The sequence below is a fragment of the Pseudomonas sp. EZ-C24 genome (assembly GCF_014525325.1).
Taxonomy (GTDB): domain Bacteria; phylum Pseudomonadota; class Gammaproteobacteria; order Pseudomonadales; family Pseudomonadaceae; genus Aquipseudomonas; species Aquipseudomonas shirazensis.
This window is the reverse complement of sequence record NZ_JACDIU010000012.1, coordinates 12996-35942: the sequence shown is the minus strand read 5'-3', so window position 1 is coordinate 35942 and position 22947 is coordinate 12996. Positions and strand designations below refer to the sequence as shown.

Below are 22947 nucleotides of genomic sequence, written 5' to 3'. Positions count from 1 at the left end.
TCCAGTGTCCATCCTCAGCGCTTTTAGCCGACCATCTGGATGGTGGTCTGCATGATGGTGCTCTCGGTCGAGATGGTCTTGGCGTTCGCCTGGTAGTTGCTCTGCGCCTTGATCAGCTCGACCAACTCCTGAGTCAGGTTGACGTTGGAGGCTTCCAGCGAGTTGGACTCGACGCCGCCCAGGGTGCCGGTCTTGGGTGCGTCAACGCCCGGGATACCCGACGCGAAGGTCTCTGTCCAGCGGGTGCCGCCGATCTGCTGCAGACCCTGCTCGTTGGCAAAGCTGGCCAGCGCCACCTGGCCGATCGCCCGCGACTGCTGGTTGCTGAAGCTGGCAAACATGACGCCGCTGGAGTCGATGCTCAGGCTCGACAGAACACCGGTGGCGTAACCATCCTGCGACTGCGACATGCGCGCGGTCTCGGTGTTGTACGAGGTAGTGCTGTTCATCGACAGACGCATGCCATCCGGGTTGCCGGCCGAGCCATTGGAGCCCCAGTTGCCGGCACCGTCTTTTTCGGCCGGGATCCAGCCCTTCATGCTGAAGACATTGTTGGTCACACTCCATTCGGCGCCGGTCGGCAGGCCAGTCTGGTCGGCCGTCATCGAGGCAACGCTGCCGTCTTCGTTGAAACTGACGGTACCCACCAACGGCGCGGTGCTGGTCGGATCCATCGGGTTACGGCCGTCGACCAGGGTATACATGGTCCACTCGTTCTTGCCGGTCTTGCGATAGAACTGCTCCATGGTGTGCTCGTTACCCTGGCTGTCAAAAACCTTGGTCGGGAACGACTTGGTGTATGAGGTTTCGTCAGCCGGGTCGAAGACGATATCACCCGCGCCAGGCGGGGTAGCCGGCAGCGGAATGGAGGTTGCCGAGGAGTTCAGGTTAATGCCCTGATCGATCAACGTGGTGGCTTTTGGCGCCAGTGACGAGGTGTCGATCTTCAGGTCGGTGAGGATGCCCTTCTGGATCTTGCCGTTGGAATCAGCTGCGTAGCCCTGCAGACGCAGGCCGTCGGAGGTCACCACAAAGTTGTCTTTGTTATTCTGGAATGCACCGGCACGGGTATAGACCTGGGTGCCGTTGTCGGACAACACGAAGAAGCCGCGACCCTGGATACCCATGTCCAGCACGTTGCCGGTGTTGTTCACGTCACCCTGGCTGAACTGCTGGGAAACCGCGGCCAGGCGCACACCATTGCCGATCTGGTTCTTGCCCACGCCCAGACGGTTGGCACCGGCATAGACGTCGGCGAACTCGGTGCGCGAGGATTTGAAGCCATTGGTATTGACGTTGGCAATGTTGTTGCCGGTGACGTCCAGTTGCTTGTTGGCTGCGTACAGACCGCTAAGGCCGATATTGAAAGACATGCTGTTGCTCCTTGTGCCGTTCTGGCCTTAGATACCGATGGTTTGTACGTCGGAAAGAGAGACCTTGCCGACGCCGGCGAGGTTGAGGACCATTTCGCCATTGGCGCTGAAACTGACGCTGGTGACCTTGGCCGGCAGCAGGGTATTCATCTGCACCGACTTGCCGTCCACCATGGTGCTGGCGGTAAAGGTGTAGGTACCCGGATCGACCTTGACGCCCTTGTCGTTGGTGCCGTCCCAGATGAAGTCGGCGTAACCGGCTTTCTGTTCGCCCAGCTCAATGGTCTTGACGGTATTGCCGTCCTTGTCCTTGACCGTGATCTTGGCTTCGCTGATGCCTTCCGGCACCACAAACTGCCCATTGAAGCTTGCACTGGTGTCAACCACCGCCTTGTCGTTCTGCACGATCACCGAACGACCGACCAGCGACGACGCCTGCAGCGCCTGGGACGAACCCAGCGAACTGGTGATTGCATTGACCGACTCGTTCAGCGAGGTGATGCCTTCAAGGCTGCTGAACTGCGCCAACTGCGCCACGAACTCGCCATTGCCCTGCGGTTCAAGCGGGTTCTGGTGCTGCATCTGGGAAACCAGCAACTGCAGAAACGCATCCTTGCCCAGCGAATCAGTGCCGGTCTTGGAAGCCGTATCGGTGGTCACCTTCTTGGTCCCGGTGCTGACACCCGACGCTGCGATCACTTCATTGAGGTTGGTACTGTTGATAGCCATGGTCCGGATTCCTTATCACTGACCCAGGGTCAGTACCTTCTGCATCATGGTCTTGGCAGTGTTCATCAGCTCGGCATTGGTCTGGAACGAACGGTTCGCCGAGATCATGTCAGCCATCTCTTCGACCACGTTGACGTTCGGGTAGTAGACGTAACCGTCCTTGTTGGCCGCCGGGTGATTAGGCTGGTAGCGGGCTTCCAGATTGCTCTGGTCTTCGATGATGCCCGTTACCTGCACGCCCTGCCCCGCTTCACCCTGGTCTTCGAACAACGACTGCCCCATGCCGGCCTGGGCCTGCTGGAAGGTGGTGGCGAACACGGGGTGACGTGCGCGGTAGGTCTGGTCGATGCTCGACGAGACCGTCTCGGCGTTGGCAATGTTCGAAGCGACGGTGTTGAGGCGGGTATTCTGCGCGCTCATGCCGCTACCGGCGATATTGAAAACGTTGGAAAGGGACATGGTTACTCTCCGCGCAGGGCCGATACCAGCCCTTTGAATTTACTGTTGAGCAAAGTGAAGCTGGCCTGGAAACCGATCGCGTTTTCGGTGTAGTTGGCCTGCTCGACCTGAGCGTCAACGGTGTTCTGGTCGACCGACGGCTGTGTCGGTGTACGGTACTTCAGGGTGTCGTCACCCATGGCCAGGCCCTGCGCTTCGATATGGCGAGTGTTGGTGCGGTCGAGCGCGATGCGGCCGTTTTGCTGCTTGTCGCTCTCGGCAGCCAGCACCGACGAAAAGTCCATGTCACGCGCTTTGTAGTTGGGCGTGTCGGCGTTGGTGATGTTGTTGGCCAGGACCTCTGCGCGCTGGGCGCGAAAGCCCAGGGCTTTTTCATGGATGCCAAGCGCTTTGTCGAAACTGATGCTCATGGATGCAAACCTTCGCCGATGGGGCCGGAGTGTCGTTGGCGAAGTTATAGCAAGGCCTGTGCCAACCAGCTGGAAGGCACGGGATCAGGGCGGTCAGCCTTGCTTGCGAGCATAGGAATGCCAGAAAAGCGGCAAAGTGCTTCCGCTTGATGGTAGGCGGGCGGCAATAGTTGGGCGGCAAAAGCGGCAAATCAAAAAATTGACGCCAACGAAAATGTCAATTGGCCACTATTTGGGATAGAATTCGCGCCGCGCAGACATGCGGCCCCGCTGGCCGTAGTCGCCTGACTTACTGCCTAGAGCCATGCATGGATGCGCGCCGTTTGCTCCCCCGTTTTTCAAGGACAGAACCGTGGCTCCCGTTATCTTCCGCAAGACCCTGCTGGCCCTGGCCATCACCGCCAGCGCCCTCCCCGCCTTTGCCGTACCGCTCGCCAACCAAGTGGTCAACCTGACCAACGCCGGCTTCAAGAGCGAGCACCAGACTCACTACGGCAATCTCGAATTCACTGGCAGCTACACCGGCGGCAGCGATGAAGACGCCATTGAACTGAACGGCTCGACGATCACCGGCGACCTGATCCTCAACAGCACCATCGACAGCAGCGGCGACTTTGCCGGCGGCGTGGACATGGACAGCTGGGAAGATGGCCTGAGCTGGGCACGCAACGACATCGCCGGCGACGTCATCAACAAAGGCAGCATCAGCGCCACCGGCGGCGGCGCCAACGCGCTGATGATCGATCCAGCGCGGATCGGCGGCAACCTGATCAACCAGGGTTTGCTGTCGGCCATCGGCGAGCCACTGACCGACGACGGCGGCACCGATGTCGCTCGCGCACTGGACTTCTCCGGCACCTCGCTGATCGAAGGCGACCTGACCAACGCCGACAGCGGCCGTATCGTGGCCAGCGGCGAAAGCGCCCGCGGGATCAACCTCGAAGGCGGCACCATCAATGGCAAGGTGATCAACTACGGCAGCATCGTCGTCAGCGGCGAAGGCGCCACTGCCATCGACGCCACCACCAGCAACCGCGGCGACATGGTCGACCTGGCCGGCATCGAAAACCACGGCACCATCATCGCCACCGGCAACGACGCCAACGGCATCATGCTCGACGGCGCCAGCCTGAGCACCGCCGATGGCGTACACCTGCTCAACACCGGCACCATCATTGCCGAAGACGCGGCAATCACCATCGGCAACGTCGACTTCGACGGCCCGGGCCTGCAACCTCAGTACCAGTTGCACGGTGATCTGAACATCTTCAACAGCGGCACCATCATCTCTCAGGATGAAGCGATCGATGCCTCCGAAGCCAACCGCCCGGTCGAGTTGATCCTGCGCAAAGGCAGCGTGATCGTCGGCAACCTGATCGACCTGTCGAACATCGAAGTCGAGGCCGACACCTCCTTCACGGGCACCGACAGCTCCGCTGACGGCTCCAACATTCGCCTCAAGGACAACGGCTGGATCGACGTCGGTTCGGTTTCGGGCGGCAATTCGGCGACCCTGGCGCTGCAGTCGGCGCACACCACCATCGACGGCAACCTGTATGTTGCTGGCAACTCGGCACTGGGCCTGACCCTGGGCGCCGACACCAACCCTGCTCGCGCCGTCGTCAGCGTCAGCGGCACCGCTGAATTCGGCGAAGGTGCGCAACTGAAACTGACTGCACGCGGTAATGACTTCAGCGCCAACGGCAGCCGTTTCAAGCTGATAGAGGCCGGCGAGCTGCAAGGTGCTCCGCTGGTCACCAGCACCTCGGCACTGCTCGATGTCGACACCAGCGCAGTCGAAGGCAACACGGTCGTGGCGGTGGTCACCACCAAGGATCAGCAAGGCATCGACCACGTACTGGATCTGAATGGCGGCACCATCAACCACAAACGCGCGCTCGGCGCCCTGGCCAAGGACGGCGTCCTCGCCAAGCTTGCCGCCAATGACCCCCTGCTGCGCGCTGCGGTCAACGCCGACAGCAAGCAGCTGGCCAAGATTGCCGAACAGCTGACCCCGGAAACCAACGGCGGAGCTACCCAGGCAGCGACCACCAGCCAAAGCCTGGTCAACGGCGTGACCACCAGCCGCACCAGCGGCCTGCGCGGCGCTTCGTCGGGCGACGCGCTCCAGCAGACCGGCGTGTGGATTCAGTCGCTGTACAGCGATGCGACCCAAGGCCAACGCGACGGCATTGCCGGCTACAACGCCTACAGCCGCGGCATCGCGGTAGGTGCTGATGGCAAGCTCAACGACCAGCTGACCCTGGGCCTGGCGTACAGCTTCATCAATACCGACGTCAACGGCAAAAGCGGCAACCAGACCGAAGTCGACAGCCACGCATTCACCCTGTACGGCGGCTTTGAGCAGGGTAACTACTTCGTTGACGCCAGCCTGACTTACGGCTTCAACGACAACGAAGGCAAGCGCGACATCGCCGGCACCCGCGCCAAGGCTGACTACGACAGCGACCTGCTGGGCCTGAATCTGGTTGGAGGTTATACCTACCGGATCAACCCACAGTTGCTGATCGAGCCGCGCCTGGCGGCGCGTTACAGCCGAGTGGAAATCGATGGTTACCGTGAGAAAGGTTCTTCTGCTGCGCTGAAGATCGAAGATCAGCGTTATGAAGCGATCGAGCTGGGGGCTGGGGTTCGGGTTGCCGGAAGCGTTGGCCTGGGCGCCGGGACGCTGGAACCGCAGTTCAAGTTGATGGGCTATCACGACTTCGCGGCCGACCAGGCCAGCAGTACGTCTACCTTCCTGCTGGGCAATACGCCGTTCGTGACGCACGGAGCTGATGCGGTACGCAACAGTTACGAAGCGGGCGTGGGGGCTGACTACAAGTTGGGCGCTGTGACGGTGGGTCTGAATTATGACTACATCGGCAAGTCCGGATTTGATGCCGATGTGTTCTCGGCCAAGGTACGGTATGACTTCTGAGTTGACCTTGTGAGGGGTTGATTGGTTGTTGTTCTGGAAGAGGCTGGCGTCGATTGACGCTGGCCTTTTTTTGTTCATGGCCTTGGGATGGTCGGGGCCGCTGCGCGACCGTTTCCGACCATCCGGCAAGGCCGCCCCAACAGTCAGCGCAACGTGACTGGGGCCATATCACTTGGCCTGATAAATAATCCCGGGACTGCACTGGACCATCTGATAATGATCAGGCAACCCATTGAGCGCCTCCGAAGCCCCCAGGAACAAATACCCCCCAGGCTTCAACGTGGCATGGATGCGCAGCAAGATGTCGCGTTTCACCTGCGCCGAGAAATAAATCAGCACGTTCCGGCAGAACACCACATCGAACTTGCCCAGGCTCGCATAGCTGTCGAGCAGGTTGAACGAACGAAACTCGACCCGACTGCGGATCGGCGCCTTGATCGCCCAGCGCCCCGGCGCCTTCACATCGAAGTAGCGCTGCAGACGCTCCTGCGACAAGCCACGGGCGATCGACAGACTGTCGTACTCGCCACTTTTGCAGTTGGTCAGCATGGTCCCCGACAAATCGGTCGCGACGATCTGCGCGCCCATTTTCAGTTGGCCAAGATTGCCCCGCTCGAACTCGTCGATCGACATCGACAGGGAATAAGGCTCCTGCCCCGACGAACAGGCCGCCGACCAGATGCGCAGGCGCTGCCCCGGATTGCCCTTGATGAACTCCGGGATGACCTTGTTCTTCAACACCTCGAACGGATAGGTATCGCGAAACCACAACGTCTCGTTGGTGGTCATCGCATCGACTACCTGCTCACGCAGACCGCTGCGCGGCTGGGTCTGGATACGCTGCACCAGCTCACCAAGCGACTTGATCCCCTGCTGCTCCATCATCTTGTTCAAACGGCTGGAGACCAGGTACTGCTTATTTTCGCCCAGCAGGATGCCACAGGCTTTTTCCAGGAAGACCCGGAACTGTTCGAAATCCAAATTACCCGTAGACAATGCAACCGCCTCTTTTCAATCGCTGAGGCCGGGGCGTACCCCGACCGGTTTAATGCGTAGCCTTGATCCGGTCAACGACCCGCTGAGCCAGATCGTCCGGCCGGAACTTGGCCAGGAAATCATCGGCCCCGACCTTCTTGACCATGGCCTGGTTGAACACCCCAGACAATGAAGTATGCAGGACGATGTGCAATTGTTGCATGCGCGGATCACTACGAATTGCCGCAGTCAGGGTATAGCCGTCCATTTCCGGCATCTCGATGTCGGAAATCATCATCAGGAATTCCTCTTCCGGACGCTTGCCGTCATCGACCAGCTTGCGCAGGTAATCCAGCGCCTGCCGGCCATCATTCAGGGCGATCACCTCGACCCCGACCGTCTGCAGGCAACGGCTGACCTGTTTGCGCGCTACCGACGAGTCATCCACCGTCAACACGCGCAGCGACACCGCCTTGCTGTGCACCTCTTGGTCGACCACGCCGACCGACACCGACTCGGATGATGGCGCAACTTCTGCCAGCACCTTCTCCACGTCGATGATCTCGACCATGCGGTTGTCGACCCGGGTCACTGCCGTCAGATAATGGTCGCGGCCAGTACCCTTGGGTGGCGGATGAATCTCTTCCCAATTCATGTTGACGATGCGCTCGACCGAATGCACCAAAAAGCCCTGCGTCTTGGTGTTGTACTCGGTGATGATCACGAAACTGTTGCGGATGTCTTCCTGCAGGCCGGGCAAGCCGGTTGCCATCGACAGATCAAGAATAGGAATGGTCGCACCGCGAATATTGGCTACGCCGCGCACCACCGGGTGCGACTTGGGCAATACGGTCAATGCCGGGCACTGCAGCACCTCACGGACCTTGAACACGTTGATCCCGTACAACTGAGCGCCATTGAGGCGAAACAGCAAAAGTTCCAGACGATTCTGCCCAACCAGCTGCGTGCGCTGGTTGACCGAATCCATAACACCAGCCATGCCAGACTCCTTAACGTTTCTGCCTTCTTATTAAAGTCGGCACGGGCTTTGCTTTTTTGAGCGTCATGTACATGAAAACGACATTTTCCCGACGATTGACCCGCTTGCTGGCCTCTAGCCTGGCTGCGCTGTGCCTGCTGGCACCTGCCGCTCGGGCGCTGGCCGACGCGGTAACCTTGCCTGAACAGCTTATCGGTGTCACCCAAGGGTTTCTTGAATTCACCGTCGAAGATTATCTGGCCACCAGCCAGACCGCCGGACGTTACGAAATCCAGATCAACAACCTGGACCCGCGCCTGCGCATGCCATTGTGCAGCCAGCCGCTGGATGCGTCGCTGGAAAGCCCGGCGCAGCCGCTCGGACGTGTGACGGTACGCGTGCGCTGTGACAGCGCGGCGCCGTGGACGGTGTTTGTACCGGCCCAGGTCAGGCTGTTTCGCGAAGTGGTGGTCATGGCCCGCCCGCTCAAGCGCGAAAGCGTGGTGAGCGAGGATGACGTGACTCTGCGCGAGCGCGACGTCGGCACCCTCAGCCAGGGTTTTCTCGGCAGTCTGGACCAGGCTGTGGGCATGAAACTGATGCGACCGGTGGTGCTCGACCAGGTGCTGACCCCGCAGCACCTTGAACAGGCAGAGCTGATCCGCAAGGGCGATCAAGTGGTGATCGTGGCCCGCAGCGGCACCCTCAGCGTACGCATGCCCGGCGAAGCACTGAGCAAGGGCGGCTTCAGCGAACAGATCAGAGTGCGCAACCTCAACTCCAAGCGGGTGGTCAAGGCGCGGGTGACCGGCCCCGGCCAGGTCGAAGTAGCGATGTAACAGTGCTGGCGGTAAGGAACCGCATTACCTAAACTGTGTCAGAAATCGGGTAGCGAAAGCTTGCTGACAGGCAGCTTCGTATTCGTGCCTAAAGTTTTCTTCGGGTTGGCCGAAAACAAGGCAAGCGTCTTAATACCCAGAGGTTTCTGATCATGGTCATCGACTTCAGTCGTTTGAACAATTCGCCGTCAGTCGGCGGCGTACGCGGTGGCACCGCGGCCGGCAGCACCGAAAAAAGCGGTGAAGCCAGCGAAACACCAGCGCGCTCCAGCGTCAGCGGAGAAGCGGTACATTTCAGCCAAGAGGCTCAGCAGTTGCAGAAGATCAGCGACAAGCTGCGCGACCAGCCCGTAGTCAACAGCGCCCGCGTGGCTGAGTTGAAACAAGCGATCGCCGACGGCAGCTACCAGGTCGATGCCAGCCGGGTCGCCAGTAAACTTCTTGATTTCGAAGCTCAGCGCTAAGCCTTCGGCGCGCTGACTTCAAGGACGCTACAAGCCAAAGAGCCAGCCATGCACGACACAACCCTGCTGCAACTGATCGAAGACGACATCGCGCCCACCCAGGAACTGCTCGAGCTGCTACAGAACGAGGCAGTCGCCCTGCATGGCCGTGAAATCGAGGTGCTCGAGACCATTCTCGCCCGCAAGCAGTCTTTGATCGTGCTGCTCGAGCAGCAGGGCCAGCGCCGTAATCACCTGCTCACCAGCCTCGGCCTCACGGCGGATCGCGCCGGTGTGCAGGCAGTTGCCGACCTCTCGCCCAACGGCGAGTTGATCATGCAGCAGCTCGGCGTGCTGACCCAGTTGATGGATACCTGCCAACAGGTCAACGAGACCAACGGGCGGATCATCCAGGTCCAGCAAAACGCCACATCCAATCAAATCCGCATCCTCATGGGCGGCGACTCTCCGTCGCTGTATGACAGCCGTGGCGCAACCTCGCCAATGGTCAAACCGCGGGCGCTCAGCCAAGTGTGATTTTTCTGACATTGCACGGTACTACTGGCAAAATGCCGTTAATTGCGTGTGTCGTTTTTGCCTGGAGATTTATAACCCGTGTTCAATGAATCCGATGCTCCCCAGCCGCCAAAGGTGCTCAATACCCCTTTGGAAATTGTCGCCAACTTGCGTCAACTGCTGGATAGCCACGATCCGCTGATCATCACCTTCCACGAGCGTAGCCAGCGGTTCCAGAGCTATGTAGTGGATGTTGACCGTGACAGCAACAGCGTGGCACTGGATGAAATGATCCCGCGCGACGGGGAAAAATTCATAGAGAACGGCGAACCGTTCCGCGTTGAAGGCTTCCATGACGGCGTGCGTATCGCCTGGGAATGCAACTCGCCCTTGACCATCACCGAGGTCGATGGCCACCGCAGCTACCGCGGCCCCCTACCGGAAGAAGTCGTCTACCACCAGCGCCGCAACGCGTTCCGCGCTGCGCTGAAACTCTCCCAGTTGGTCGATGTGACGCTTGATGGTACCCATATCAAGGGCAATGGCGCACTGCGCGGCAAGCTGCTGGACATCTCCGCCACCGGCTGCAAGATGCGTTTTGAAGGCGACGTAGAAGAGCGTCTGCAATTGGGCCAGGTTTACGAGCGATTCAAGGCGGGCAACCCGTTGGGGCTGGTGGACGTGATGGTCGAGCTGCGTCATCTGCACTTCGAAGAACGCATCAATACCACCTTCGCTGGCGTGCGCTTCCACAACCTGAGTGGCCAGGCGCAGCGCAAGATCGAAAGTTTTGTCTACCAGCTGCAGCGTGAAGCGCGGCGATTCGATAAAGACGATTACTGAGATTCCGGGCCCGCTACGCGGGCCCAGCCCTTACAGCTCGGAAGGCCTGCCCTCAGGACCGACCTGATCCTCCTCGGTATCCTCCGCCGCCACTGGCGTCTGCATCACATCCTGCACAGTCTGCTCATCCACCCGCGGGTCGAGCGCCGCCGACAATGGCGAGCCAGCAGCCGGCATCGCGACGTGTCCTAGCGGCGCATCCTCCACCTGGTGCAAACCGGTAACCGCCTTCGGTCGAATCCGCCACACCAGCACCAGCGCGAAGAACAGGAAGAATGCATAGAGCATCTGCGGCCCGAGCAGCTTCATCAGCACGCCTGCCGCCAACGGCCCGATACAGGCGCCCACGCCGTAGGTAACCAGCAACATCGCGGTCAACGACACCCGCCGCTCGCTCTCGACATGGTCATTGGAAAAAGCCACCGCCAGCGGATACAGGCAGAACTGCAACAACGAGATGACAAAGCCGACCGCAAACAGCACTTCCAACGGCACACTGGGCAGGATCGCCAGCGGCAACGCCGCCAGCGCCAGGCCGCCCGCCGCGCTACGGATCAGCACTGCGCGATCATAACGGTCGGACAACCAGCCCAGCGGCCACTGCACCAACAACCCGGCAAAGATGCAGCAACCCATGAACAAACCGATCTGCTCTGTGCTCAGGCCTTGATTGGAGGCGTACAGCGGCGCCAAACCATAGAACGAGCCGACGATCAGCCCCGCGCCAAGCACGGTACTCAGCGACTGCGGCACACGCTTGATGAAGAACTTCGGCTCCATCGGTGCCGGATGCAACGGCGCCGGGTGAATGCGCCGGGTCATCGCCACGGGCACCAGGCACAGGGCGAAGCACATGGCGACCAGCATCAGCAGCTCAGGGCCAAGTTCAGGGTGCACAACCAGAATCAACTGACCCAGCACCAGGCCCAGATACGAAGCGATCATGTAGCCGCTGAATACGGCACCGCGCTGTTTGGCATCGGCCTGCTCATTCAGCCAGCTCTCGATGACCATGTACTGACACATCATGCCCAGACCGACGATCACCCGCAGCCCGACCCACACCGGCAACAGGTCGGTCAGGCCATGGCCCAGCACCGCCGCGCCGACGATACCGGCGCAGGTCGCGTAGGCGCGGATATGCCCAACCCGGGCAATCAGCCGGTGGCCGATCTTGCCGCCCAGCGCCAGACCAAAGTAGTTGGCCGCCATCAAGGCACCCACCCACAGGCTGTCGACGTTTTCAGCCGCCAGGCGCAGCGCCAGGTAGGTACTGAGCAGACCGGAGCCGATCAGCATCATCAGCGCAGCAAAGTACAATGAACGAAAAGACTTCCAGATCTGGCGCATGCGTCCCTGAGGGGCTCCCGATTCAGGTGGAGGGTATGCTGGCAAGCATAAGGGCAAACAGGCCGGGCTGCAGGCCGTAGTCAGCAAAAAGGTCTAGCTTCGATGAGTGGGTCACGGCAGAGTTCCTGTACACCCTCGCACATCGTCCATCTCATTCACGCAAGGTCATGCCATTGGCTGGCAACGGCAACGCCGTTTTGTACCGCACTTGCTTGAGGGCGAAGCTGGAGCGGATGTTGGCTACCCCCGGCAAGCGGGTCAGGTAGTCGAGAAACCGCTCGAGCGCCTGAATACTCGGCAACAACACCCTGAGCAGGTAATCCGGGTCGCCGGTCATCAGGTAACACTCCATCACCTCGGGCCGCTCGGCGATCTCTTCCTCGAAGCGATGCAGCGACTGCTCGACCTGCTTTTCCAGGCTGACATGGATGAACACATTGACGTCCAGCCCCAGCACCTCAGGCGACAGCAAGGTCACTTGCTGGCGAATCACGCCCAGCTCCTCCATCGCCTTGACCCGATTGAAGCACGGCGTCGGTGACAGGTTGACCGAGCGGGCTAGCTCGGCGTTGGTGATGCGGGCGTTTTCCTGCAGGCTGTTGAGAATGCCGATATCGGTGCGATCGAGTTTGCGCATGAGACAAAATCACCAGTTTTTTGTGTTTATGCGGAATGTTTATCTGGGCGTGAGGGCAAAGGCAATCAACAAGAGAGAAATATTCTCCTGCGCTCCCACTACCATGTAGTCAGCACTGACCTGCTGGTCACGAGCCGGCATTCAGCGGCGACCGCTTCAAAGCTCACAAAAACAATATTCGAGCGAGCGTAAACAGCATGAACGAGTACGCCCCCCTGCGTTTGCATGTGCCCGAGCCTACCGGCCGGCCAGGCTGCCAGACTGATTTCTCCTACCTGCGTCTGAACGATGCAGGCCAGGTTCGCAAGCCCCCTATCGATGTCGAGCCTGCCGAAACCGCAGACCTGTCCAACAGCCTGGTGCGCGTGCTCGATGAGCACGGCAACGCGGTTGGCCCATGGGCTGCGGACATCGACCCGCAGATCCTGCGTCAGGGTATGCGCGCCATGCTCAAGACGCGTATCTTCGACAGCCGCATGGTGGTTGCGCAGCGCCAGAAGAAGATGTCTTTCTACATGCAAAGCCTTGGCGAAGAGGCCATTGGCAGCGCTCAGGCGTTGGCGCTGAACCGCAGCGACATGTGCTTCCCGACCTACCGCCAGCAAAGCATCCTGATGGCCCGCGACGTGTCGCTGGTCGACATGATATGCCAACTGCTGTCCAACGAGCGCGATCCGCTCAAAGGCCGTCAGCTGCCGATCATGTACTCGGTGCGCGAAGCCGGCTTCTTCACCATCAGCGGCAACCTCGCCACCCAGTTCGTCCAGGCCGTCGGCTGGGCGATGGCCTCGGCGATCAAGGGCGATACCAAGATCGCCTCGGCCTGGATCGGCGACGGCGCCACCGCCGAGTCGGACTTCCACACTGCCCTGACCTTTGCCCATGTCTACCGCGCGCCGGTGATTCTCAACGTGGTCAACAACCAGTGGGCGATCTCGACCTTCCAGGCAATCGCCGGCGGTGAGTCGACCACCTTTGCCGGCCGTGGCGTTGGCTGCGGTATCGCCTCGCTGCGCGTCGACGGCAACGACTTCGTTGCGGTGTATGCCGCCTCGCGCTGGGCCGCTGAACGCGCCCGCCGTGGCCTTGGGCCAACCCTGATCGAATGGGTCACCTACCGCGCCGGCCCGCACTCGACCTCGGACGACCCTTCCAAGTACCGCCCCGCCGATGACTGGAGCCACTTCCCGCTGGGCGACCCGATCGCCCGCCTCAAGCAGCACATGATTCACATCGGCCAGTGGTCCGAAGAAGAACATCAGGCAGTAACTGCCGAGTTCGAAGCCGAAGTGATCAAGGCACAGAAGCAAGCCGAGCAGTACGGCACCATGAGCAATGGCCAGATCCCCAGTGCCGCCTCGATGTTCGAGGACGTGTACAAGGAAATGCCTGAGCACCTGCGCCGTCAGCGCCAAGAGCTGGGGGTCTGAACATGAACGATCACAACAACAGCATCGACCTGGAAACCGCCATGTCCACCACTACCATGACCATGATCCAGGCCTTGCGCTCGGCCATGGATGTGATGCTTGAGCGCGATGACAATGTGGTCATCTATGGCCAGGACGTCGGCTATTTCGGCGGTGTGTTCCGCTGCACTGAAGGTCTGCAGACCAAGTATGGCAAGTCGCGGGTATTCGATGCGCCGATTTCCGAAAGCGGCATCGTCGGTACTGCTGTCGGCATGGGTGCCTATGGCCTGCGCCCGGTGGTGGAAATCCAGTTCGCCGACTACTTCTACCCGGCCTCCGACCAGATCGTCTCGGAGATGGCCCGCTTGCGCTATCGCTCGGCCGGTGAGTTCATTTCGCCGCTGACCCTGCGCATGCCTTGCGGCGGCGGCATCTATGGCGGACAAACCCACAGCCAGAGCCCTGAGGCGATGTTCACCCAGGTCTGCGGGCTGCGCACGGTCATGCCGTCCAACCCGTATGACGCCAAGGGCCTGTTGATTGCCTCGATCGAATGCGACGACCCGGTGATCTTCCTCGAGCCCAAGCGCCTGTACAACGGCCCGTTCGACGGCCACCACGACCGCCCGGTGACGCCATGGGCCAAGCATGCCCAGAGCGCAGTGCCGGACGGCTACTACAAAGTGCCGCTGGACAAGGCTGCGATCGTGCGGCCCGGCAACGACGTGACCGTGCTGACCTACGGCACCACCGTCTATGTCGCGCAAGTGGCTGCCGAAGAGACCGGCGTCGACGCCGAAGTCATCGACCTGCGCAGCCTGTGGCCGCTGGACCTGGACGCGATTGTCGACTCGGTGAAAAAAACCGGCCGCTGCGTGGTCGTACACGAAGCCACACGCACCTGCGGTTTTGGTGCCGAGTTGGTCGCGCTGGTGCAAGAGCATTGCTTCCATCACCTCGAAGCGCCGATCGAGCGCGTCACCGGCTGGGACACGCCCTACCCGCACGCGCAGGAATGGGCGTACTTCCCAGGCCCTTCGCGGGTTGGCGCGGCACTGAAAAAGGTCATGGAGGTCTGAATGGGCACGCACGTCATCAAGATGCCGGACATCGGCGAAGGCATCGCGCAGGTCGAGTTGGTTGAGTGGTTCGTCAAGGTCGGCGATGTGATTGCCGAAGATCAGGTAGTGGCCGATGTCATGACCGACAAGGCCACGGTGGAAATCCCCTCGCCGGTCAGCGGCACGGTAGTAGCCCTCGGCGGCCAGCCGGGTGAAGTCATGGCGGTCGGCAGCGAGCTGATCCGCATCGAAGTCGAAGGCAGTGGCAACCATGTTGATGCACCTGACAGCAAACCGGCTGCAGCAGCTGCGGCGCCTGCCGTCAGCACTGCACAGACTGAAGCGCCAGCGCCAGTAGCTACCCCAGCCAGCGTCACCAGCCAGCCTGCGGCGAGCAAGCTCAGCGCTGAAATCGTGCCGCGCCAGGCCAACGAAAAACCACTGGCCTCCCCTGCCGTGCGCAAGCGCGCGCTGGATGCCGGTATCGAATTACGTTATGTGCACGGCAGTGGCCCGGCCGGGCGTATTCAGCACGAAGACCTCGACAACTTCATGAGCAAACCACAGTCCGCTGCCGGGCAAGCGCCAAGTGGGTATAGCCGGCGCACCGACAGCGAACAGGTGCCGGTGATCGGCCTGCGCCGCAAGATTGCCCAGCGCATGCAGGATGCCAAGCGCCGTGTTGCCCACTTCAGCTACGTTGAAGAAATCGACGTGACCGCGCTGGAGGCCCTGCGCCAACAGCTCAATCGCAAGTACGGCGAAAGCCGCGGCAAACTCACCCTGCTGCCGTTGCTGCTGCGGGCAATGGTCGTCGCCCTGCGCGACTTCCCGCAGATCAACGCCACCTATGATGACGAAGCCCAGGTCATCACCCGCCATGGTGCGGTGCATGTCGGCATTGCCACCCAGGGCGACAACGGCCTGATGGTCCCGGTACTGCGTCACGCCGAGGCCGGCAGCCTGTGGAGCAATGCCAGCGAGATCACCCGCCTGGCCCACGCGGCGCGCAACAACAAGGCCAGCCGCGACGAGCTGTCCGGCTCGACCATCACCCTGACCAGCCTTGGCGCCCTGGGCGGCATCGTCAGCACGCCCGTGGTCAACACCCCGGAGGTAGCGATCGTCGGCGTCAACCGCATGGTCGAACGGCCGGTGGTGGTCGACGGCCAGATCGTCGTGCGCAAGATGATGAACCTGTCCAGCTCGTTCGATCACCGCGTGGTCGATGGCATGGACGCCGCCTTGTTCATCCAGGCCGTGCGCGGCTTGCTTGAGCAACCCGCCTGCCTGTTCGTGGAGTGAGCATGACTCAGACCCTCAACACCACCCTGCTGATCATCGGTGGCGGCCCTGGCGGCTACATCGCAGCGATCCGTGCCGGCCAGCTGGGCATCCCGACCGTATTGATCGAAGGTCAGGCGCTCGGCGGCACCTGCCTGAATGTCGGCTGCATCCCGTCCAAGGCGCTGATCCATGTAGCCGAGCAGTTTCACCAGACCTGCCGGCATAGCGAACACGCCGCCCTGGGCATCAGCGTGGCCACACCGCAGCTGGACATCAGCCGCAGCGTGGCCTGGAAAGACGGCATTGTCGATCGTTTGACCAGTGGTGTCGCGGCCTTGCTGAAAAAGCACGGCGTAACGGTGATCCATGGCTGGGCGAAGATCGTCGATGGCAAAAGCGTCGAGGTCGATGGGCAGTTGATCCGTTGTGATCATCTGCTGCTGGCCACCGGCTCCAGCAGCGTCGAACTGCCGATGCTGCCGCTGGGCGGCGCGGTGATCTCGTCCACTGAAGCACTCGCGCCCAAGGCACTGCCCCAGCACCTGGTGGTCGTCGGCGGCGGCTACATCGGCCTGGAGCTGGGTATCGCCTATCGCAAGCTTGGGGTACAGGTCAGCGTGGTCGAGGCGCGTGAGCGGATCTTGCCGACTTACGATGCCGAATTGACTGCACCGGTTGCCGAGTCATTGAAAAAGCTCGGCGTCGCTACATACCTGGGCCACAGCGTCGAAGGCTATGAGGGCGGTTCCTTGCAGGCGCGCACTGCCGACGGCCAACAACTGCTGCTGGAGGCCGATCAGGTGCTGGTCGCCGTCGGTCGCCGGCCACGCACGCAAGGCTTCAATCTGGAAAGCCTGGGGCTGAGTATGAACGGTGCTGCCGTGGCCATTGATGAGCGCTGCCAGACCAGCATGCGCAACGTCTGGGCCATCGGCGATGTGGCGGGTGAGCCAATGCTGGCGCACCGCGCCATGGCCCAGGGCGAAATGGTCGCCGAGCTGATCGCCGGCCACGCACGGCGCTTTGCGCCCACCGCGATTGCCGCAGTGTGCTTTACCGATCCAGAGTTGGTGGTGGTTGGGCATACGCCGGAGCAGGCCAGCCAGCAAGGTCTGGATTGCATCGTTGCGCAGTTCCCGTTCGCGGCCAATGGTCGGGCCATGACACTCGAGTCAAAGACCGGTTTCGTGCGCGTGGTAGCGCGGCGCGACAACCATCTGATCGTGGGTTGGCAGGCAGTAGGCGTGGCAGTTTCAGAACTGTCGACGGCGTTTGCTCAGTCGCTGGAGATGGGCGCGCGGCTCGAGGATATAGCCGGCACCATCCATGCCCACCCGACCCTGGGTGAGGCGGTGCAGGAAGCCGCGTTGCGCGCTTTGGGGCACGCACTGCATATCTAACGGCAGGACCGGCGTGCACCGCGCTCTGCGCTGCACGCTTGGGTCTGGATCAGAGTTTGAAGCGGACCCGGATGGTGCTTTTGCCTTCCAGCCGATCAATCGAAATGGCGCTGTCGCCGTAACCCGAGTAACTCTTGACCAGGCGCATGCCCAGTCCGGTGCCACTGGGTTTGGGAAAGGTCTCCGGGAAGCCGTCACCCTGGTCGGTCACCGTGATCAAGGCATGATCCTCAGCCTTGTGCAGGCTGACCTCGATTTTTCCCTTGCCGTACTTGAGCGCATTGGTGATCAGCTCGGACACCACCATCCCCAGCGGCGCCATTCTTTCTTGCGCCAGCACAAACGACGTAGCCTCCAACGAGATCTTGCGATCACCCAACGCATTGCCCAGATCACCCAACAGCGCTCCCAGATACTCAACCACATCGAGGTCCTGACTCTCTGTCGCCTGGTACAAGCGCTCGTGCACGCTGGCAATCGTCACTACGCGCCCAGCGGCAGTCTCCAGCTGGAGCTTGACCGCTTCGTCCGCTGTCAGGTTGGCTTGCAACATAAGCAAGGTGTTGACCAGGTGCAGGCTGTTCTTGACCCGGTGGTGAATCTCTTCAAGGAAAAGGTCACTTTCGTCGAGCTTGGAGTTCTGCGCGGCGATCAGTGAGAGCAGCTTGGCCTCATGGTGATGGCGCTCGGTAATGTCGCGGGACACCGCGATCAGCTTGCTGATCACGCCGTCCGGGCTGACGATCGGCGCCACCGTAACATCCCACCAACGGGGCTCGTTGCTGGCGGTCGGGCAGAACGCCTCGAAGCGGGCGGATTCGCCGCTGCTGACCTTCTCGATAACGCCCAGCACAAGGTCCTTGGACTCTTCTGGCCACAGCTGCGGCCAAGGCTTGCCTTTGACCTTGGCCAGGTCGCCGACCTGCATCAGGCACATGCCGGCGTCATTCATGAACTCGATTTCGCCATCGGTCGACAGTACCTTCACGCAGTCCGGGCTGGCGTTGAGCATGCTCTCCGAATACGGGTCGGGCAGCGCCTCGGCGTTACCAGCCGCCAACCGCTCGACTGCCATGGACAGCACGTTGGCGATGCCTTCCAGAAAGACGATATCGCTCTCGATGAAGTCATCACCGTCGGTGCTGTCGGCTTCGAGTACGCCGAACGGCGTCATCGCACCACGAATCGGCACGTTGATGGCACGCTCGATACCGTACTTCTTCAGCAACTCGGGGGTGCGAAAACGGTGCTCCTGCCCAAGATGATTGGACAGCACCGGGCGGTAGGTGGCGATGGCATAACCCGCCGGACTGGCGACGTCACCACCCAGCGTCGCGTGACCGATATCGTCTTCGTCCCAGCCAACCCCGTGCGACAGCAGCAAGTCTTCACTGTCGGGCAGCGGCGTCAGCACCTTGGCAAAGCGCGTCTGCATGCCTTCGGCAACCACCACGCAAGCCTTGGTAAGCAACAGGTCCAGGTCACTCGCCTTGAGCGAGGCGACGCCAAACTCGACCACCAACTCATGCTGGCGATGAAGCCGCGCATGGGACCTCTGCAACGCCGCACGAATGGTCTCGTCGGCAGAAGATTGCTGCATCGTGATGTCTTCCACAGAGTAGTGAATAAGCCTGCCCAGCGCAGTAATCCCGATCGTTTGGGATCAAGTTGGGCGTTGCAGCATGGAAATGGTCGGAGATTTCCGAGAATCTAGCATGAAAGTGCCAGGTCCGGCGGGAAATGTCTGGGGGAGCTGACGGTGCTGCGTGGGCGCCAGCAGCGCGCGAGATGGTGTCCCAGGGCCGGTTCGAACGGCCAACCTTCCCCTTAGGAGGGGGATGCTCTATCCAATTGAGCTACTGGGACCAGGGCCACCGGCGAGCGCCGATGAGCGTGACGGCGAGCATGTTAACCAGCGCCAGACCGTTTGTCATGCCCGATTCGGGCTTTTGCCACGTAAGACTTGTCATAGCGGTCAGGCTTGAAGCAAACCTTCGGCCTGCAGCAAGGCAAACAGACTGGTGACCGATTGCTCCAGCGTCTGCGAGTTGTCCAGCACATGCACGTTGTCGGCGGCGGTCACCTGCAGTTCGGCGCTGCGCTGCAAACGCTGCTCGATGGCTTGCGGGGTCTCTCGGCCGCGCGCCAGCAAACGCTGACGCAGGACGGTCGGGTTTACCTCGAGGCGGATTGCCAGCAGGTCCGGGTAACGTCGCCGCGCTTCGGCCAAGTAAGCCCGCGATCCGTTTACCAAAACGTGCTTGCCAGCCTGGAGCCACTGATCAATCTGCGCCGGAATGCCATATGCCAAAGCATTTGCCTGCCAATACATGGCAAAATGCCCACCTGCGCGCATCTGCTCGAATTGCTCAGGGCTGACACCCTGCGCGGCCTCGCCCAGTGCTTCGGGCGAGCGGGTAATGACGCGGCGAGCAACCATGATGCCGTGCTCGGTCAATTTCGCCCAAGACGCGTCGATCAGGGAATCTTTTCCTGATCCAGAGGGTCCAACGAGGAATATCAACCTACCTACTGTCGATGGACTGCCGCTTGCGTCATATTGCATAGCCACTATGCTCACTGTTAGGGACCGAGCGCATTCTAGGTGTTTTCCCTGCCCTTTTCCGACTGTTACCAGATTTTGACGGCAGAGGTCTGACATTCAGTAGATCCGAAAAACGCTAAACTTTTCAAACCAGTGCTCATTTCTGATAATTGGTACTGGCAAAAAGCCTTTATGCGGATCACTATTTGTCACAGAATTGACGCCAAGGAAACGGCAGATTTTAGGCATGATGAACGCCAAAAATACACGACGGTTGAACATTTTGCCGTCGCGACGGTCAGATTTCCACCGCGCGGCATTTGACAACCGCTTCCCCTGAACCAGTAAACCGGTCAATTTATATGCGCCCATTGAAACAGGCTATTTATTCAAGCCGCACCGCTGACAAGTTTGTCGTTCGTCTGCCAGACGGGATGCGTGAGCGCATTGCCGAGGTAGCCCGCAACCATCACCGCAGCATGAACTCCGAGATCATTGCCCGCCTGGAACAGAGCCTTATCCAGGAAGGTGCACTGGGCGACGAGCTGAGCATGCGCCTGGACAGCCCTGAGCTAAGCCTGCACGAGCGCGAGCTGCTGCAACGCTTCCGCCAGCTCTCCCACCGCCAACAAAACGCTCTGGTAGCCTTGATTGCCCACGATGTGGAAATGGCCGCCGACGCGTCCTGATCAAACCGCCAGAAACAACAAAGCCAGCGCAAGCTGGCTTTGTTGTTTCTGGCTGCCGGCGCTCTTCAATCAAGCGCCGGCAGTGGGTTTACATCAGGAATATCGTGGCCAGGCCAAGGAAGATGAAGAAGCCGCCACTGTCTGTCACTGCCGTGATCATAACACTAGCACCCATCGCCGGGTCACGCCCGAGGCGGACCAGGGTCATCGGGATCAAAACCCCCATCAGCGCCGCCAACAGCAGGTTCAGAGTCATTGCTCCGGTCATTACCAGGCCCAGCGACCAGCTGCCGTAGAGCAGATACGCCACTACCCCGATTACACCACCCCAGACCAGGCCGTTGATCAATGACACCGCCAGCTCCTTGCGCATCAATCGCGAGGTGTTGCCCGGGCTGACCTGGTCCAGCGCCATGGCGCGGACGATCATGGTGATGGTCTGGTTGCCCGAGTTGCCGCCGATACCAGCAACGATCGGCATCAATGCCGCCAATGCCACCAGCTTCTCGATCGAGCCTTCGAACAGGCCAATCACGCGAGAGGCGAGGAACGCGGTAATCAGGTTGATCGCCAGCCACGCCCAACGGTTGCGCAGCGAGCGCCAGACCGAGGCGAAAATGTCTTCTTCTTCGCGCAGACCGGCCATGTTGAGGACTTCGCTTTCGCTTTCCTCACGGATCAGGTCGACCATCTCGTCGATGGTCAGACGGCCGATCAGGCGATCGCTCTTGTCGACTACAGGGGCAGATACCAGGTCGTAACGTTCGAACGCCTGCGCGGCGTCGTAGGCGTCGTCGTCAGGGTGGAAACTGACCGGGTCGGTAGCCATGACCTCAGCCACCTGCTTGTCCGGATCATTGACCAGCAGGCGCTTGATCGGCAACACGCCCTTGAGCATGCCATCGGAGTCGACCACAAACAGCTTGTCGGTGTGGCCTGGCAACTCCTTGAGCCGGCGCAGGTAACGCAGTACCACTTCCAGGCTGACGTCTTCGCGGATGGTGACCATCTCGAAGTCCATCAGTGCACCGACCTGATCCTCGTCGTAGCTCAGCGCCGAGCGGACCCGCTCGCGTTGCTGGGCGTCGAGGGTCTCCATCAGCTCGTGGACAACGTCACGCGGCAGCTCGGGAGCCAGGTCAGCGAGTTCGTCGGCGTCCATTTCCTTGGCAGCGGCCAGCAGCTCGTGATCGTCCATGTCGGCGATCAGGGTCTGGCGGACGGCGTCGGATACTTCCAGGAGGATGTCGCCGTCACGATCAGAGCGCACCAACTGCCAGACCGTCAGGCGGTCGTCGAGCGGCAGTGCTTCGAGAATGTAGGCGATGTCGGCAGGGTGCAGGTCATCGAGCTTGCGTTGCAGCTCGACCAGGTTCTGGCGGTGGACGAGGCTCTCCACCAGGCTATTGTGCTGCCCCTCCTGACGGTGGGTCAGGTCTTCAACAACACGCTGACGCTGCAGCAGGTCAATCACCTGAGCCAGGCGATCCTGCAGGCTGTCTTGGCTTTTCTTTACTTCGACTTCGGTCATAGGCGAACTCCACTCCCAGCAGCGGAGCACGCCGGGGAGATCAATCGATCAGATCTATTTTGGCAAATCGGATTAAGGGGTAACTACTGGGTAAGTCCATGGTGGTATTCCACAAGCCCCGGCGGGGCTGACGGGCGCAATCATACACTGCAAGAGCTGTCGGATTGCTTAAATTTTTGGTCAGAACAATCGTTTACGCGATTATCTTGTGACAACGCGCAAAGCCATCAGTGCGACGGTGGGCGCCAGACAAAAAGCACATAGGCGCAGGACCTGTCGCATGGGCGCCCTACTCACACAGTCTAGTCCGGCTTACTGACAATTCGGTGAATTGCAGACAACAAAAAGCCCGCTATAAAAGCGGGCTTCTTGATGAAGATGGTGGACTCAGCAGGATTCGAACCTGCGACCGCTCGGTTCGTAGCCGAGTACTCTATCCAGCTGAGCTATGAGTCCAAGTTGGTAGTTTTAGACCAGGTTACCACTGGTTGAAACAAGGTGCCTGTGCAAGCACAACCACCGTGCTAT

21 protein-coding genes and 2 tRNA genes are annotated in these 22947 nt (G+C 60.6%); 10 read left to right on the top strand and 13 right to left on the bottom strand.

Annotation, left to right across the window (positions count from 1 at the left end; translation table 11 throughout):
• Positions 1 to 23 precede the first annotated feature (23 nt).
• The 4 genes from flgE to flgB are packed head-to-tail and all read right to left on the bottom strand — an operon-like array spanning position 24 to position 2971.
• Complete coding sequence (gene flgE / locus IDM28_RS06975) at positions 24 to 1373, bottom strand: flagellar hook protein FlgE (RefSeq protein ID WP_101317771.1); 1350 nt, start codon at positions 1371 to 1373, stop codon at positions 24 to 26.
• Between the two features lie 27 nt (positions 1374 to 1400).
• Complete coding sequence (gene flgD / locus IDM28_RS06970; protein WP_101317769.1) at positions 1401 to 2102, bottom strand: flagellar hook assembly protein FlgD; 702 nt, start codon at positions 2100 to 2102, stop codon at positions 1401 to 1403.
• 15 nt (positions 2103 to 2117) lie between these two features.
• The gene (gene flgC / locus IDM28_RS06965) at positions 2118 to 2561 is read right to left on the bottom strand and encodes a flagellar basal body rod protein FlgC (protein WP_101317767.1); all 444 of its coding nucleotides are present in this window, start codon (positions 2559 to 2561) and stop codon (positions 2118 to 2120) included.
• 2 nt (positions 2562 to 2563) lie between these two features.
• A complete protein-coding gene (flgB, locus tag IDM28_RS06960) occupies positions 2564 to 2971 on the bottom strand; it encodes a flagellar basal body rod protein FlgB (RefSeq protein WP_101317765.1) in 408 nt (135 codons plus the stop codon).
• Positions 2972 to 3323: 352 nt separating this feature from the next.
• Here flgB and IDM28_RS06955 point away from each other — a divergent pair, with 352 nt between their 5' ends.
• Positions 3324 to 5912 carry an autotransporter outer membrane beta-barrel domain-containing protein gene (locus tag IDM28_RS06955; protein WP_316936993.1) on the top strand — a complete coding sequence of 863 codons (2589 nt, stop codon included), beginning with the start codon at positions 3324 to 3326 and terminating at the stop codon, positions 5910 to 5912.
• Between the two features lie 168 nt (positions 5913 to 6080).
• Here the strand turns inward: IDM28_RS06955 and cheR are convergent, their stop codons facing one another.
• Positions 6081 to 6908 carry a protein-glutamate O-methyltransferase CheR gene (gene cheR, locus IDM28_RS06950; RefSeq protein ID WP_101317760.1) on the bottom strand — a complete coding sequence of 276 codons (828 nt, stop codon included), beginning with the start codon at positions 6906 to 6908 and terminating at the stop codon, positions 6081 to 6083.
• 49 nt (positions 6909 to 6957) lie between these two features.
• Positions 6958 to 7887 (bottom strand): chemotaxis protein CheV, encoded by a 930-nt coding sequence (locus tag IDM28_RS06945; protein WP_103436620.1) that lies wholly within the window; start codon positions 7885 to 7887, stop codon positions 6958 to 6960.
• A 65-nt stretch (positions 7888 to 7952) separates the two neighbouring features.
• Between IDM28_RS06945 and flgA the strand changes: the two genes are divergently transcribed.
• The 4 genes from flgA to IDM28_RS06925 all read left to right on the top strand — a co-directional run bounded on the left by flgA (position 7953) and on the right by IDM28_RS06925 (position 10507).
• Complete coding sequence (gene flgA, locus IDM28_RS06940; RefSeq protein ID WP_101317756.1) at positions 7953 to 8705, top strand: flagellar basal body P-ring formation chaperone FlgA; 753 nt, start codon at positions 7953 to 7955, stop codon at positions 8703 to 8705.
• A 152-nt stretch (positions 8706 to 8857) separates the two neighbouring features.
• On the top strand, positions 8858 to 9169 hold the full coding sequence (gene flgM / locus IDM28_RS06935) for a flagellar biosynthesis anti-sigma factor FlgM (RefSeq protein ID WP_150569794.1): 312 nt from the start codon (positions 8858 to 8860) through the stop codon (positions 9167 to 9169).
• Positions 9170 to 9217: 48 nt separating this feature from the next.
• Positions 9218 to 9685 carry a flagella synthesis protein FlgN gene (locus IDM28_RS06930; protein WP_101317752.1) on the top strand — a complete coding sequence of 156 codons (468 nt, stop codon included), beginning with the start codon at positions 9218 to 9220 and terminating at the stop codon, positions 9683 to 9685.
• Positions 9686 to 9763: 78 nt separating this feature from the next.
• Complete coding sequence (locus tag IDM28_RS06925) at positions 9764 to 10507, top strand: flagellar brake protein (RefSeq protein ID WP_101317750.1); 744 nt, start codon at positions 9764 to 9766, stop codon at positions 10505 to 10507.
• A 30-nt stretch (positions 10508 to 10537) separates the two neighbouring features.
• Here IDM28_RS06925 and IDM28_RS06920 read toward each other — a convergent pair whose 3' ends face one another.
• Positions 10538 to 11857, bottom strand: coding sequence for an MFS transporter (locus IDM28_RS06920; protein WP_101317748.1), 1320 nt, complete (start codon positions 11855 to 11857; stop codon positions 10538 to 10540).
• A 151-nt stretch (positions 11858 to 12008) separates the two neighbouring features.
• Complete coding sequence (gene bkdR / locus IDM28_RS06915; protein WP_054891915.1) at positions 12009 to 12494, bottom strand: Bkd operon transcriptional regulator BkdR; 486 nt, start codon at positions 12492 to 12494, stop codon at positions 12009 to 12011.
• Positions 12495 to 12691: 197 nt separating this feature from the next.
• Here bkdR and IDM28_RS06910 point away from each other — a divergent pair, with 197 nt between their 5' ends.
• From IDM28_RS06910 to lpdA, 4 genes are read left to right on the top strand one after another with little or no spacing between them, the layout of a single operon-like run.
• Entirely contained in the window at positions 12692 to 13924 is a 1233-nt protein-coding gene (locus IDM28_RS06910) for a 3-methyl-2-oxobutanoate dehydrogenase (2-methylpropanoyl-transferring) subunit alpha (protein ID WP_103436616.1), read from the top strand.
• A gap of 2 nt (positions 13925 to 13926) precedes the next feature.
• Complete coding sequence (locus tag IDM28_RS06905; protein WP_101317744.1) at positions 13927 to 14985, top strand: alpha-ketoacid dehydrogenase subunit beta; 1059 nt, start codon at positions 13927 to 13929, stop codon at positions 14983 to 14985.
• Complete coding sequence (locus IDM28_RS06900) at positions 14986 to 16272, top strand: dihydrolipoamide acetyltransferase family protein (RefSeq protein ID WP_188035608.1); 1287 nt, start codon at positions 14986 to 14988, stop codon at positions 16270 to 16272.
• A 2-nt stretch (positions 16273 to 16274) separates the two neighbouring features.
• Complete coding sequence (gene lpdA / locus IDM28_RS06895; protein WP_103436613.1) at positions 16275 to 17654, top strand: dihydrolipoyl dehydrogenase; 1380 nt, start codon at positions 16275 to 16277, stop codon at positions 17652 to 17654.
• Between the two features lie 49 nt (positions 17655 to 17703).
• On the opposite strand, the gene IDM28_RS06890 is transcribed toward lpdA, so the two are convergent.
• The 3 genes from IDM28_RS06890 to phnN form a co-directional block, all read right to left on the bottom strand.
• Positions 17704 to 19254: a sensor histidine kinase gene (locus IDM28_RS06890; protein WP_150572184.1), complete on the bottom strand. Its 1551-nt coding sequence runs from the start codon at positions 19252 to 19254 to the stop codon at positions 17704 to 17706.
• Between the two features lie 189 nt (positions 19255 to 19443).
• Positions 19444 to 19520 (bottom strand) — tRNA-Arg (locus tag IDM28_RS06885).
• Between the two features lie 109 nt (positions 19521 to 19629).
• Positions 19630 to 20220, bottom strand: a complete 591-nt coding sequence (phnN, locus tag IDM28_RS06880; protein WP_150569832.1) for a phosphonate metabolism protein/1,5-bisphosphokinase (PRPP-forming) PhnN — start codon at positions 20218 to 20220, stop codon at positions 19630 to 19632.
• A gap of 341 nt (positions 20221 to 20561) precedes the next feature.
• Here phnN and IDM28_RS06875 point away from each other — a divergent pair, with 341 nt between their 5' ends.
• A complete protein-coding gene (locus IDM28_RS06875) occupies positions 20562 to 20888 on the top strand; it encodes an Arc family DNA-binding protein (protein ID WP_033699552.1) in 327 nt (108 codons plus the stop codon).
• Between the two features lie 88 nt (positions 20889 to 20976).
• Here the strand turns inward: IDM28_RS06875 and mgtE are convergent, their stop codons facing one another.
• Positions 20977 to 22419 (bottom strand): magnesium transporter, encoded by a 1443-nt coding sequence (mgtE, locus tag IDM28_RS06870; protein WP_101317732.1) that lies wholly within the window; start codon positions 22417 to 22419, stop codon positions 20977 to 20979.
• 379 nt (positions 22420 to 22798) lie between these two features.
• Positions 22799 to 22875 (bottom strand) — tRNA-Arg (locus IDM28_RS06865).
• Positions 22876 to 22947: the final 72 nt, after the last annotated feature.

Bases quoted from the DNA above. Each gene is read 5' to 3' on its own strand.
- IDM28_RS06930 (WP_101317752.1), top strand. From the start codon at position 9,218: ATGCACGACACAACCCTGCTGCAACTGATCGAAGACGACATCGCGCCC.
- flgM (WP_150569794.1), top strand. From the start codon at position 8,858: ATGGTCATCGACTTCAGTCGTTTGAACAATTCGCCGTCAGTCGGCGGC.
- flgE (WP_101317771.1), bottom strand. From the start codon at position 1,373: ATGTCTTTCAATATCGGCCTTAGCGGTCTGTACGCAGCCAACAAGCAA.
- flgA (WP_101317756.1), top strand. From the start codon at position 7,953: ATGTACATGAAAACGACATTTTCCCGACGATTGACCCGCTTGCTGGCC.
- IDM28_RS06910 (WP_103436616.1), top strand. From the start codon at position 12,692: ATGAACGAGTACGCCCCCCTGCGTTTGCATGTGCCCGAGCCTACCGGC.
- flgB (WP_101317765.1), bottom strand. From the start codon at position 2,971: ATGAGCATCAGTTTCGACAAAGCGCTTGGCATCCATGAAAAAGCCCTG.
- IDM28_RS06890 (WP_150572184.1), bottom strand. From the start codon at position 19,254: ATGCAGCAATCTTCTGCCGACGAGACCATTCGTGCGGCGTTGCAGAGG.
- lpdA (WP_103436613.1), top strand. From the start codon at position 16,275: ATGACTCAGACCCTCAACACCACCCTGCTGATCATCGGTGGCGGCCCT.
- flgC (WP_101317767.1), bottom strand. From the start codon at position 2,561: ATGTCCCTTTCCAACGTTTTCAATATCGCCGGTAGCGGCATGAGCGCG.
- flgD (WP_101317769.1), bottom strand. From the start codon at position 2,102: ATGGCTATCAACAGTACCAACCTCAATGAAGTGATCGCAGCGTCGGGT.
- IDM28_RS06920 (WP_101317748.1), bottom strand. From the start codon at position 11,857: ATGCGCCAGATCTGGAAGTCTTTTCGTTCATTGTACTTTGCTGCGCTG.
- IDM28_RS06905 (WP_101317744.1), top strand. From the start codon at position 13,927: ATGAACGATCACAACAACAGCATCGACCTGGAAACCGCCATGTCCACC.
- bkdR (WP_054891915.1), bottom strand. From the start codon at position 12,494: ATGCGCAAACTCGATCGCACCGATATCGGCATTCTCAACAGCCTGCAG.
- mgtE (WP_101317732.1), bottom strand. From the start codon at position 22,419: ATGACCGAAGTCGAAGTAAAGAAAAGCCAAGACAGCCTGCAGGATCGC.
- IDM28_RS06900 (WP_188035608.1), top strand. From the start codon at position 14,986: ATGGGCACGCACGTCATCAAGATGCCGGACATCGGCGAAGGCATCGCG.
- phnN (WP_150569832.1), bottom strand. From the start codon at position 20,220: ATGCAATATGACGCAAGCGGCAGTCCATCGACAGTAGGTAGGTTGATA.
- IDM28_RS06945 (WP_103436620.1), bottom strand. From the start codon at position 7,887: ATGGCTGGTGTTATGGATTCGGTCAACCAGCGCACGCAGCTGGTTGGG.
- IDM28_RS06875 (WP_033699552.1), top strand. From the start codon at position 20,562: ATGCGCCCATTGAAACAGGCTATTTATTCAAGCCGCACCGCTGACAAG.